Consider the following 11,204-nt stretch of genomic DNA (forward strand, 5'->3'; position numbering starts at 1 on the left):
CAAAGGCCTCCACCTCCACCGGCGTGTGGCTGACGATCTTCGACATGTACCTGTGGTTCCAGACGTCGAACTCGCCCGGCGCCACATTGAGGTCGCCGACGATGGCCAGCGGCGCCTTGGGGTCGCGCTTCGAGAGCTCCGCGGTGAGCTTCTCGTAGAAGTCGAGCTTGTGGTCGAACTTGGGGTTCTCGGCGCGGTCGGGCGTGTCGCCGCCCGCCGGGATGTAGAAGTTGTGGATCTCGACGCCGGCCACCGTCACGCCGACGCAGCGGGCATGACCCTCGCGGCAGACGTCCAGCTTGGCGGCATCCTCGATCGGCAGGCGCGAGGCGATGGCGACGCCGTGCCAACCTTTCTGGCCGGCGATCTTCAGGTGCGGCAGGCCCATCTCGACAAAGGCCTCGACCGGGAACTCGCCCTCCCGGCACTTGATCTCCTGCAGGCACAGGACGTCGGGGGCCTGTTCGGCCACGAACCGCGCGGCCTGCTCGGCGCGCAGACGGACGGAATTGACGTTCCAGGTGCAGAGGCGAAGCCGCATGGCTCTCCATATGGCGCCGGACCCCGGATGTGGAAGCGCGCCCAAACGAAGCGGCCGAAGAACCGCCCAAAGAAGCGCCCGGACGGTGGGCCGCCCGGGCGCAAGTCTGTCTCTCATGCCGCGGCCGGGAGGGGATTGTTCCGGCACGGGTTCGTCCGCTCGAAATTTCGCCCGGACGACGTAGTGGCATTATCGCCACAGGCTCTCGGCCAAGTCAAAGGAATCCCGCTCGGCGCCTTGCGTGTGTCCAGATTGTCACAGACGGCCCGGGTTGCGGCGCGGGTCCTTGGGGACGAACAGGGCCTTGTCGAGACCATTGGTGCGCTCCAGGCCGATCAGCCGGACGCGGGTGGTGCGCCCCTGCGCATCGGTGGCGGCCCAGCCGGTGAGCTGCATCGGGCTGTCGGTGAAGGTGAGCGCCAGCTGGCCGGCGGTCTGCCGATGGCCGTCGCGGGCGACGATGGTGAAGCTTGCGCCCTGCCGCTCGACGCCGGTGATCACCACGCCCTTGTCCAGCCGGATGGTCTTGGCCAGGAAGAGGGACAGCGGCGTCGCCCCCAGCGGATAGCGCGTGAAGGTCTGCAGGCGGCTATCGGCGACGGTCACCGCGCCGCCGTCCGAGACCACGACGAGGCCCGAGGGCGGATCGTAGTCGAACCGCGCCTTGCCGGGACGCTTCAGGAAGAAGGTCCCCTGGGTCGCCTGGCCGCGGGCGTCGGTCTGCACGAAGCGGCCGCGGGCCTCCTCGAGCCCCTGCAGATAGGCGCTCGCCTTGTCGACCAACGCCTGATCCTGGGGCGCGAGCGATCCCTGGGCGAGGGCGGTGGGAGCGATCGCCGCGGCGGCGAGCGCGAGGGTCACGGTGCGTCGGGTCGGGAGCATGGACGGGTCCTAGCGCGGCGAGGCGGCGGCAATAGGGTGCCAATAGGCCGGATCGGGGGCGGCTTGCGCAACGCCGAAGCTTCGGCGACCGTTCCTGCGCCATGATCGTCGACGACCTGAAGCGGCGGATCGCCGAGGCTGAGGCTTCCGGCGACGCCGAGACCGCCGAGCTGCTGCGCGGCGCGCTGGCGCGGATCGAGAGCGGCGAGTCGAAGCTGCGCGAACAGGTCCCGGGCAAGATGGGGCTGGGCTCCAGCCAGGAGCGCTACGCCAGCGAAGGCTCGGCCCGACCCAGGCGTCCCGACCCGATGACCAAGGGCCACAAGCCGGGCGGCCGGCGGCGCGGCTAGGGCGCGGCGCTCACCAGGATCTCGCGCTTGCCGGCGTGGTTGGCGGGGCCGACGACGCCCTCGTGCTCCATGCGCTCCATGAGCGAGGCGGCGCGGTTGTAGCCGATCTGCAGGCGGCGCTGGATGTAGCTGGTGGAGGCCTTGCCGTCGCGGGTGACCACGGCGACCGCGCGGTCGTAGAGGTCGTTGCCGTCCCCGTCGCCGCCGAGCCCGAAGTCGCCCGCCTCAGCCTCCTCATCGCCCCCGGCGGTGACCTCCTCCAGATACTGCGGCTGGCCCTGCTCGCGCAGGAACCTGGCCACCGCCTCGACCTCGCCGTCGGAGACAAAGGGCCCGTGCAGGCGGGTGATGCGGCCGCCGCCGGCCATGTAGAGCATGTCGCCCTGGCCCAGCAGCTGCTCGGCGCCCTGTTCGCCCAGGATGGTGCGGCTGTCGATCTTGGAGGTGACCTGGAAGGAGATGCGGGTCGGGAAGTTGGCCTTGATGGTGCCGGTGATCACGTCCACCGATGGGCGTTGCGTCGCCATGATCAGGTGGATGCCGGCGGCCCGCGCCATCTGGGCCAGGCGTTGGACGGCGCCTTCGATGTCCTTGCCGGCGACCATCATCAGGTCGGCGACCTCGTCGATGATCACCACCAGATAGGGCATGGCCTCCGGGCTGATCTTCTCGCTCTCGAAGATCGGCCGGCCCGCCTCGTCGAAGCCGGTCTGGACGGTCCGCTCGAAGTGCTCGCCCTTGGCCGCGGCCTCGGCGGCGCGCTCATTGTAGGAGGCGACGTTGCGCACGCCGATCTTCGACATGCGGCGATAGCGGTCCTCCATCTCGCGGACGGTCCACTTCAACGCCACGATGGCCTTCTTCGGATCGGTGACCACCGGCGTCAGCAGGTGCGGGATGCCGTCGTAGACGGAAAGCTCCAGCATCTTCGGGTCGATCATGATCAGCCGGCATTGCTCGGGCGTCAGCCGATACAGGATCGACAGGATCATGGCGTTGACGCCCACCGACTTGCCCGAGCCGGTGGTGCCGGCGATCAACAGGTGGGGCATCTTGGCGAGGTCGGCGATGTAGGGCTCGCCGCCGATCGTCTCGCCCAGCGCCACCGGCAGGGACTGGCCGCCGCGCTCGTATTCGTGGGCCGCCAGCAGGTCGCGCAGATAGACCGTCTCGCGTTTCTGGTTGGGCAGCTCGATGCCGATGGCGTTGCGGCCGGGCACCACCGAGACGCGGCAGGCCGCCACGCTCATGGAGCGGGCGATGTCGTCGGAGAGCGCCACCACGCGCGCCGATTTCACGCCGGCGGCCGGGACTAGCTCGTAGAGAGTGACGACGGGGCCGGGGCGGATCTGGTCGACCGCGCCGCGGACGCCGAACTCAGCCAGCACGCTCTCCAGCAGCTGGGCGTTCTGGCGTAGCGCCCCCTCGTCGAACTGGGCGGCGCGCGGCTTGGGTTTGGCCAGCATGCCGAGCTCCGGCAGGCGGAAGCCGCCGGGGCGGACGAACTCGAAGGTCGACTGGGCCTCGCGCTCCTCGCGGGCCGACTGCCTGGGCGGGGCCTTGGGCGGCTTCACCTTCAGCGGCCCGGCGTCGAGCGCCATCGTCGGCGTGGGGTCCAGGGCGGCGTCGGGAATCCCCTCGCGCAGCGCGCGGCGCGACACCCGGGTGGTGCGCTCGGGCAGGTTCACCGAGGCCTTGGGGCGGGCCATCTCGCGCAGGCTGGAGATCAGGGCGGCGAGGTCGAGGCGCTGCACGCCGAGCGACCAGCCTAGCGCCACGGCCGAAGCGACGGCGAGGATCGCCGCGCCGACGCCGGCCGCCATGGGGGCGTGGGCCAGGGTCAGCAGCCGGGCAAGGCCGGCGAGCAGGGCGTCGCCCCAGAGGCCGCCCAGGCCCTTGGCGAGCGGCCAGACGGCCGGCGGCGGCAGGATGGCGAGCGCGCCCGAAAAGGTCAGCACGCCGAACGCGCCGGCCAGGGCCCGCAGGCGAATCGACCCGCGCGTCTCGCCGGGCTCGGCGGCGGTGACGCGGCTGAGACCAAGGACGACCATCAGCAAGGCTGCGAAGGCGCAGGCCAGGCCCAGGGACTGCACGCCGATGTCGGCCGTCACCGCGCCGGGCGCGCCCATGATGTTGGTCGCCCGCTCCGGGCCGGCGGCGTTCAGGCTGGGATCGGCGGGATTGTAGGTGGCGAAGGCCGCGGCCAGCCCGACGCCGGCGGCCGCCACGAAGCCGCCGCGCATGCGGGCGGTATGCGGATGCGACCAGGCGAGCCCTGCGATCTGCATCGCCCACGCCATGCCGGTCTTCCGCGCCGCCCGCGCCATGCCTCAACGCCCCAAGGAGTTCCGCTCGTGAACCCCCTGTGTGCGGCCGAAAGCGTTAAGAGCCGTTTACTATCCGTGACTCCCCCATCTGGGGAGCATCACGCCGGAAACGCGCTTCCGCGCCGCAGGCGGAGTGATTAGGGTCGGCGCCATGACCTGGACCATGCCCCGCCTCGTGACGCAGTGGGTCGCCGCCCTGCTGGCGCTGGGCGCCGCGAGCGCCTTCACCATGGGGATCATCAATGCGCCCGATCGCGGCGGCCGGCTGCCGGGCGAGCGGGCGGCCGGACGGGGCGGCGGGCCGGCCGCGACCGCGATCAACGCCGCCGACGCCACCCCGCTCAGCCAGGACCGCATCGAGGCGCCGGCCAAGCCCGCCCCCAAGGCGACCAACGCCGACCAGGCTGACAATTCGGACGACACCCCCGATCAGGCGGTGAACGCCACACCGCCGACCAAGACCGCCGATGCGACCAAGCCGCCGCCGGCCACGACCGCCCCGCCGCCGCCCGATGCGCCCGCGCCCACCGCGCCGCCCCCCGAAGAGCCGCCGCACTGAACGCCCCACAAGGAGACCCGCCGTCATGCGCATCCGCGCCGTTCTGACCGCCGCGTTCGCGGGACTGGCGCTCGCCGGAGCCGCGGCGGCCGCTCCGCCGCCGCCGGCCGCCGATCAGCCGCTGGTGATCACCGCCGACGATGTGCATCAGGCGCACGGCGTCTCCACCTGGACCGGCCACGTGGCGGTGAGCGGCGTGATCGATCCGGCGCGCACGGCGGTCACCCTCGACGGTCGCCCGTCCCCCAGCCTCGACCTCTCGACCCTCCCGCCGCTCGCCTCGGCCAGGTTGACCCCGAAGGGCCACGGCAAGGGCCGCGCCCGCCTGGACCTGGTCAGCAAGCGATAGGGGCTCAGCCCCTGTGGGCTGCCGGCGCGACGCCGTGGGCGGCGAAGAAGGCCAGCATCTTCTTCCAGGCGTCCTCGCTGGCCGCCTGATTGTAGCTCGACCGGTAGTCGGCCAGGAAGCCGTGCTGGGCGTCGGGGTAGACGATGATCTCGGCGGTCTTGCCGGCCGCCTTGATCGCCTCGCGCATGGCCTCGACATCGGGTTGCGGGATGCCCTTGTCCTGACCCCCGTAGAGGCCGAGCACCGGCGCCTTCAGCTCCTTGACGTGGTCCAGCGGCGCCTCGCGCGGATAGGGGCCCTTCTTCAACGGGCCGTACCAGGCGACGCCGCATTTGAACTCGGGGAAGGTTTCGATGTCGCGCCAGGTGGCGCCGCCGCCCCAGCAGAAACCCGTGGCGGCCAGCTTCTTCATGTCGGTGAACGGCTGGGCCTTGAGGAATTTGAGCGCCGCGGCGGTGTCGCCCAGCACCTGGGCCTCGGGCTGCGCCGCAACAATGGACATCACCAGCTTCATGTCGGTGGTCTTGGACGGGTCGCCCGTGCGGACGAAAAGGTCGGGCGCCAGCGCCACATAGCCCGCCTTGGCCAGGCGACGGCAGACGTCCTTCACCCATTCGTGGACGCCGAACACCTCGGAATTGACGAACACCACCGGATGGCGGCCGGGGCTCGCGGGCCGGGCGAGATAGCCGGGGATCTTCCGATCGGCGGTGGAGATATCCACCGTCGCCGTGACCAGGCCGGTCTCGTCGGTGTGGATCGGGTCGGCCTCGGCGGAGAAGGCCGCCACCGCGTAGCCGCCGGCCAGCGCCAGGGCTATGCCGCGCCGCGTCAGGTCCAGGTCCCCGGTCCAGGTGCCTTCGGCTCGAGTGAGAGTGACCATGGCGCGCCTCCGCTTGCGGTTTCGTTGTTTTCGAAGGCGCGATCCTGCGGCGCCGGGCGGCGCGGAGTCAAAGTGGCGCTTCCCGGAAACCCGAAGCTTGCCATGCGTCTGGGGATCGGCGGCCAAGGGTGCTAGGGGTATGTCCTTGTCAGGATTAGGGGCTTTCGCTCTTGCAGGGCCGGCAATTTCCCCCATATCGGCAGTCGACGCCGGTGTTTCCCTTTAAGGGCGCCGCCGGCGGCTGATCGAACCGGGGACGAGGCACGACCAGAGGCGCTTCGCTTTAAGAAGGCTTCCCCGCAGCGTCCGCCAACAAGGAGCGAGCAAGTAAGTTAATGAGCAAGATCATCGGCATCGACCTTGGCACCACGAACTCGTGCGTCGCCATCATGGACGGCAAGCAGCCGAAGGTGATCGAGAACGCCGAGGGCGCGCGGACCACGCCGTCCGTCGTCGCCTTCATGGAAGACGGCGAGCGCGTCGTCGGCCAGCCCGCCAAGCGCCAGGCGGTCACCAACCCGTCCAACACCTTCTTCGCCATCAAGCGCCTGATCGGGCGCCAGTGGAACGACCCCATGGTCGAGAAGGACAAGGGCATGGTGCCCTACGAGATCGTCAAGGGCCCGAACGGCGACGCCTGGGTGCGCGCCCACGGCAAGGACTATTCGCCCCAGCAGATCTCGGCCTTCATCCTGCAGAAGATGAAGGAAGCCGCCGAGCAGCACCTCGGCGAGAAGGTCGAGAAGGCGGTGATCACCGTTCCGGCCTATTTCAACGACGCCCAGCGCCAGGCGACCAAGGACGCCGGCAAGATCGCGGGCCTCGAAGTCCTGCGGATCATCAACGAGCCGACCGCCGCGGCCCTCGCCTACGGGCTTGAGAAGAACGAAGGCAAGAAGATCGCCGTCTACGACCTCGGCGGCGGCACCTTCGACGTCTCGATCCTCGAGATCGGGGATGGCGTGTTCGAAGTGAAGTCCACCAACGGCGACACCTTCCTGGGCGGCGAGGACTTCGACCTGCGGATCGTCGACTTCCTGGCCGACGAGTTCAAAAAGGAGAACTCGGTCGACCTCAGGAAGGACAAGCTGGCCCTGCAGCGCCTGAAGGAAGAGGCGGAGAAGGCCAAGAAGGAGTTGTCGTTCACCACCCAGTACGAGGTGAACCTGCCGTTCATTTCGATGAACGCCTCGGGCCCGCTGCACCTCAACATCAAGATCTCGCGCGCCAAGCTCGAAGGCCTGGTGGAAGACCTGGTGGCCAAGACCGTCGGGCCCTGCGAGCAGGCGCTGAAGGATGCGGGCCTGAAGAAGTCCGACATCGACGAGGTGATCCTGGTCGGCGGCATGACCCGCATGCCCAAGGTCGTCGAGACCGTGAAGGAGTTCTTCGGCCGTGAGCCGCACACCGGCGTGAACCCCGACGAAGTCGTGGCGCTGGGCGCCGCGGTGCAGGCGGGCGTGCTGCAAGGCGACGTCAAGGACGTGCTGCTGCTCGACGTCACTCCGCTGACGCTGGGCATCGAGACGCTGGGCGGGGTCTTCACCCCGCTGATCGAGCGCAACACCACCATCCCGACCAAGCGCAGCCAGGTGTTCTCGACCGCCGAGGACAACCAGTCGGCGGTGACCATCCGGGTCTTCCAGGGCGAGCGGCCGATGGCGGCCGACAACAAGATGCTGGGTCAGTTCGACCTGGTCGGCATCCCGCCGGCCCCGCGCGGCGTGCCGCAGGTCGAGGTCACCTTCGACATCGACGCCAACGGCATCGTCAACGTCCAGGCCCGCGACAAGGCGACCAGCAAGGAACAGTCGATCCGCATCCAGGCCAACGGCGGCCTCTCGGACAACGACATCGACGCCATGGTCAAGGAAGCCGAAAGCAACAAAGCCGACGACGAGAAGCGCAAGTCGCTGGTGGAGGCCAAGAACCAGGCCGACGCCATCATCCACTCGACCGAGAAGGCCATGGCCGAACACGGCGACAAGGTCGGCGAGACCGAGCGGGGCGCCATCACCACGGCGTTGGAGGACCTGAAGGGGTCGCTGGAATCGGGTGACGCCGAGGCGATCTCGGCCAAGACCCAGACGCTGATCCAGGCGTCCATGAAGCTCGGCGAGGCCATGTACGCGGCCCAGCAGGGCGCCGCGGGCGCGGGCGAGGCCGAAGGTCAGGCTGAACCCAAGGCCGAGGGCTCCGAGGACGTCGTCGACGCGGAGTTCGAGGAAGTCAACGGCGACGGGAAGAAGTCGGCGTGACAACCCGCCTCATGGCGATCTTCAGCATCGAATGCGAAGAGATCGCCTTGGGGAACGTCGCCGCCTATCTGGTGAACAGGCCCTCGCCCGCTCGGTCCAAAGCCTTGCAGCGCGGCGGGGGCCATCCCACCTCCACTCCCAGTGACAGTTTAGAGCGCCAGACGAGCTGATGCGGGACTATTACGAGATCCTGGGCGTCGACCGCGGCTGCGACGAGGCCGGGCTGAAGGCCGCCTTCCGCAAGCTCGCCATGGAGCACCACCCCGACCGCAACGGCGGATGCGAGGATGCGGCGGGCCGCTTCAAGGAACTCAACGAGGCCTATTCGGTCCTCTCCGATCCCCAAAAGCGGGCCGCCTATGACCGCTTCGGCCACGCGGGCCTCAATGGCCAGGGCGGAATGGGGGGCGGCTTCAGCGGCGGTCAGCAATTCCACGACGTGCACGACATCTTCAACGAGGTGTTCGGCGACGTTTTCGGCGACATGTTCGGGCGCGGTCAGCGCAGCCGCGGCCCGGCCCGCGGCCAGGACCTGCGCTACGACCTGGAGATCAGCCTCGAGCAGGCCTATGCCGGCGCCGAGGTGGAGATCACCGCCCCCACCACCCTGACCTGCGAACCCTGCGCGGGCACCGGCGCTAAGCCCGGCACCAGCCCGACCACATGCCCCACCTGCGGCGGCGCGGGCCGCGTGCGCGCCCAGCAGGGCTTCTTCTCCATCGAGCGCGCCTGTCCGCGCTGCGGCGGCTCCGGCCGGATGGTCATGGACCCCTGCGAGGAATGCCGCGGCCAGGGCCAGATCCGCCGCGAGCGGACGCTGTCGGTGCGCATCCCGGCCGGGGTCGACGACGGCGCGCGCATCCGTCTTGCCGGGGAAGGCGACGCTGGATCGCGCGGCGGCCCGCGCGGCGACCTCTACATCTTCGTCTCGGTCCGGCCGCACGAACTCTTCGAGCGCGACGGCCTGGATCTGCTCTGCACCGTGCCGGTGCCCATGGCGACGGCGGCGCTGGGCGGGATGGTCGAGGCCCCCTGCCTGCTCGGCGGCGAGAACTGCGACGGCAATTGCAAGCTCGACGTCAAGGTGCCCGAGGGCGCCCAGACCGGCCAGACCATCCGACTGAAGGGCCGCGGCATGCCGTCCCTGCGCTCGCGAGAGCGCGGCGACCTGGTGGTCGAGGTGTTCGTCGAGACCCCGACCCGCCTCACCGCGCGCCAGAAGGAGCTGCTGCGCGAACTCGCCGGCTGCTGCGGCGAGCAGCAGCACCCCAAGGCCGCGAACTTCATGGGCAAGGCCAAGCGCTTCTGGGACGAGGTCAAGGGCACGGCCTGATCCCTCCCATTGAGGGAGGGATGGTTTGCGAGCCGGCCGCCTTTCGGCTAGAGACACGCTCCGCCGGAACGCACCCGTAGCTCAGCTGGATAGAGCGTTGCCCTCCGAAGGCAAAGGTCACACGTTCGAATCGTGTCGGGTGCGCCAGCGGCCCCTTCTTCCGAGCCCCTAGCCGCCGCCTCACTTGGGCGCGCGATCCTCCGGCTTGGCCGCCGGCTCCGACGTGCGCACGTTGAAGACCGGGCCGCCGTTGTAGGTGAAGTAGATCCGGTTCTGGCTGTTCGCCACGTAGACGTGGTGGGCCATGAAGAAGTCGGCGCCGATCAGCACGTCGAAATTCTTGGCCTCCGTCTCGCCGATCCGCAGCAGGCCGTTCTTGATCTCTTCGTCGCCGATCTTGACGCTGGCGAACCGGGCGAGCCACGTCTTGATGTCGGCGCGATCGATGCCGACGCTCAAGCCGGCGGGCGTCACACCCGAATCGCCGGTCTTCACGCCCGCGCGGTGATGAACGTGGTGGTGGACCCGGTGTCGAAAAGGGCGCGCATGTTCACGCCGTTGATGGTGATCGTCGCCATGGTGTGGCTGTCCGCGCCCTGGGCGTTGGTGTCGAGGGGCAAGGCGGAAAAAGCCGCGCCGGGCGCGGCCCAGTAGGCCAGGGCCGAGCTGCCGCAGCCCTCCGGCTGGGCCAGGCGCATCACGCCGTTCTTCAGGTCGTACTCGTTGTCCATCAGGTGCAGGAAGTTTTGCCCAAGATTGCCCGAGACCTTGCCGCCGAGGTTGATGGTCAGGAAAGGCACATTGTTGAACTTGGCCCCGACGAACTCGAACTCGGGGACCTTCACCACCGTGCTGGAAAGATCCGCCCCGCCGATCCCCGACGTGTCGACCTTGGCGGCCGCGGCGAAGTGCGATCCGAGGGACTCCACGCCCACGGGCCTCAGCTTCTGCTGCGCGGCGAACTTGGCGTCCAGACCGTTGTAGAAGGCGCCGGAATCCACCAGCAGCTTGACCGGCTGGCCGTTGATCTTCGCCGTCACCATGGGACGCAGCCCCTGCATCTCGACGGGCACGGTGGTGGTCTTCAGGGCGCACCCGGCGGCATGGGCGGCAAAGGGCGTGAGCAGCAGCAGGACGGCCGCGCTCCCGGCCGCGGCGGCGGCTGGACGAAACCTCATGAATCCTCCCTCGATACAGCGGCGCACCGGGTCCTTGGACGCTGAACATGCCGCGAGTTTGAATTGTTGCGGGGCCCCCATTGGCCAATCGATAGAGCCGAAACCCTACTCAGGAACCGGCAGGAAGATGAAGTTGAACACATAGTCGGCGGGCCGCTCGGGGTCGTGGCTGACTGCCAGGTCCAGCTCGGCGAAGTCGGTGAGCACGCCCTTCTTCAGCACCAGGCAGCGGTAGCCATAGGCGCAGACCTCGGCGATCATGTCGGCGAGCCGGCGCCTGGTGTGCTTCTCCTCGATCTCGACCACCAGGTTGGGGCGGTCGCGGCGCAGGGTTGCGGCCGCGCCCTTCAGCACCTGCAGTTCGAAGCCCTCCACGTCGATCTTGATGAAGCCGACGTTGACCAGGCCGCAGTCGTCGAGGCGCCTGGCCTCCACGGTCACCGCGCCAAACGCCTGGCCGTTCAGCTTGTCGACCGACAGGGACGCGCCCTGGTTGGAGTAGCCGGCCTCGCTCTTGGGCACCATCAGCACCGCCTCGCCCGAC

Annotated in this window: 12 protein-coding genes and 1 tRNA gene; 6 read left to right on the forward strand and 7 right to left on the reverse strand. The window is 69.2% G+C overall.

The window, feature by feature from the left end; translation table 11 throughout:
* Both VGT80_RS16000 and VGT80_RS16005 read right to left on the reverse strand, forming a co-directional pair.
* Positions 1-541 (reverse strand): exodeoxyribonuclease III (locus VGT80_RS16000; protein WP_327457543.1); only part of this gene is annotated, 541 nt, incomplete at its 3' end.
* Positions 542-796: 255 nt separating this feature from the next.
* On the reverse strand, positions 797-1,423 hold the full coding sequence (locus tag VGT80_RS16005; RefSeq protein ID WP_327457545.1) for an outer membrane lipoprotein carrier protein LolA: 627 nt from the start codon (positions 1,421-1,423) through the stop codon (positions 797-799).
* 101 nt (positions 1,424-1,524) lie between these two features.
* On the opposite strand from VGT80_RS16005, the gene VGT80_RS16010 reads away from it, so the two are divergent.
* Positions 1,525-1,773 carry an excinuclease ABC subunit B gene (locus VGT80_RS16010; RefSeq protein WP_327457547.1) on the forward strand — a complete coding sequence of 83 codons (249 nt, stop codon included), beginning with the start codon at positions 1,525-1,527 and terminating at the stop codon, positions 1,771-1,773.
* On the opposite strand, the gene VGT80_RS16015 is transcribed toward VGT80_RS16010, so the two are convergent.
* Positions 1,770-4,100, reverse strand: a complete 2,331-nt coding sequence (locus VGT80_RS16015) for an FtsK/SpoIIIE family DNA translocase (RefSeq protein WP_327457549.1) — start codon at positions 4,098-4,100, stop codon at positions 1,770-1,772. The genes VGT80_RS16010 and VGT80_RS16015 overlap by 4 nt on opposite strands.
* A 151-nt stretch (positions 4,101-4,251) precedes the next feature.
* Here VGT80_RS16015 and VGT80_RS16020 point away from each other — a divergent pair, with 151 nt between their 5' ends.
* Positions 4,252-4,659: a hypothetical protein gene (locus VGT80_RS16020; protein ID WP_327457551.1), complete on the forward strand. Its 408-nt coding sequence runs from the start codon at positions 4,252-4,254 to the stop codon at positions 4,657-4,659.
* A gap of 25 nt (positions 4,660-4,684) precedes the next feature.
* Positions 4,685-5,008, forward strand: coding sequence for a hypothetical protein (locus VGT80_RS16025; protein WP_327457553.1), 324 nt, complete (start codon positions 4,685-4,687; stop codon positions 5,006-5,008).
* Between the two features lie 4 nt (positions 5,009-5,012).
* On the opposite strand, the gene VGT80_RS16030 is transcribed toward VGT80_RS16025, so the two are convergent.
* Positions 5,013-5,891 carry a dienelactone hydrolase family protein gene (locus VGT80_RS16030; RefSeq protein WP_327457555.1) on the reverse strand — a complete coding sequence of 293 codons (879 nt, stop codon included), beginning with the start codon at positions 5,889-5,891 and terminating at the stop codon, positions 5,013-5,015.
* A gap of 335 nt (positions 5,892-6,226) precedes the next feature.
* Here VGT80_RS16030 and dnaK point away from each other — a divergent pair, with 335 nt between their 5' ends.
* The 3 genes from dnaK to VGT80_RS16045 all read left to right on the forward strand — a co-directional run bounded on the left by dnaK (position 6,227) and on the right by VGT80_RS16045 (position 9,629).
* Positions 6,227-8,149, forward strand: coding sequence for a molecular chaperone DnaK (gene dnaK, locus VGT80_RS16035; protein WP_327457557.1), 1,923 nt, complete (start codon positions 6,227-6,229; stop codon positions 8,147-8,149).
* Between the two features lie 169 nt (positions 8,150-8,318).
* On the forward strand, positions 8,319-9,482 hold the full coding sequence (dnaJ, locus tag VGT80_RS16040) for a molecular chaperone DnaJ (protein WP_327457559.1): 1,164 nt from the start codon (positions 8,319-8,321) through the stop codon (positions 9,480-9,482).
* 70 nt (positions 9,483-9,552) lie between these two features.
* Positions 9,553-9,629: transfer RNA gene (locus VGT80_RS16045), tRNA-Arg, on the forward strand.
* Positions 9,630-9,662: 33 nt separating this feature from the next.
* Here VGT80_RS16045 and VGT80_RS16050 read toward each other — a convergent pair.
* The 3 genes from VGT80_RS16050 to VGT80_RS16060 all read right to left on the reverse strand — a co-directional run.
* Complete coding sequence (locus tag VGT80_RS16050) at positions 9,663-9,977, reverse strand: hypothetical protein (RefSeq protein ID WP_327457561.1); 315 nt, start codon at positions 9,975-9,977, stop codon at positions 9,663-9,665.
* Positions 9,974-10,660 (reverse strand): pepsin/retropepsin-like aspartic protease family protein, encoded by a 687-nt coding sequence (locus VGT80_RS16055; protein ID WP_327457563.1) that lies wholly within the window; start codon positions 10,658-10,660, stop codon positions 9,974-9,976. Before VGT80_RS16055 ends, VGT80_RS16050 begins: the two co-directional genes overlap by 4 nt.
* Positions 10,661-10,765: 105 nt before the next feature.
* The coding region (locus tag VGT80_RS16060; RefSeq protein WP_327457565.1) for an FkbM family methyltransferase at positions 10,766-11,204 on the reverse strand (439 nt) is incomplete at its 5' end.

The organism is Phenylobacterium sp. (assembly GCF_035944335.1).
In the GTDB taxonomy this organism is placed as follows: domain Bacteria; phylum Pseudomonadota; class Alphaproteobacteria; order Caulobacterales; family Caulobacteraceae; genus Phenylobacterium.

Coding starts and splice junctions, on each gene's coding strand:
- VGT80_RS16005 (WP_327457545.1), bottom strand. CDS start 1,423: ATGCTCCCGACCCGACGCACCGTGACCCTCGCGCTCGCCGCCGCGGCG.
- VGT80_RS16010 (WP_327457547.1), top strand. CDS start 1,525: ATGATCGTCGACGACCTGAAGCGGCGGATCGCCGAGGCTGAGGCTTCC.
- VGT80_RS16015 (WP_327457549.1), bottom strand. CDS start 4,100: ATGGCGCGGGCGGCGCGGAAGACCGGCATGGCGTGGGCGATGCAGATC.
- VGT80_RS16020 (WP_327457551.1), top strand. CDS start 4,252: ATGACCTGGACCATGCCCCGCCTCGTGACGCAGTGGGTCGCCGCCCTG.
- VGT80_RS16025 (WP_327457553.1), top strand. CDS start 4,685: ATGCGCATCCGCGCCGTTCTGACCGCCGCGTTCGCGGGACTGGCGCTC.
- VGT80_RS16030 (WP_327457555.1), bottom strand. CDS start 5,891: ATGGTCACTCTCACTCGAGCCGAAGGCACCTGGACCGGGGACCTGGAC.
- dnaK (WP_327457557.1), top strand. CDS start 6,227: ATGAGCAAGATCATCGGCATCGACCTTGGCACCACGAACTCGTGCGTC.
- dnaJ (WP_327457559.1), top strand. CDS start 8,319: ATGCGGGACTATTACGAGATCCTGGGCGTCGACCGCGGCTGCGACGAG.
- VGT80_RS16055 (WP_327457563.1), bottom strand. CDS start 10,660: ATGAGGTTTCGTCCAGCCGCCGCCGCGGCCGGGAGCGCGGCCGTCCTG.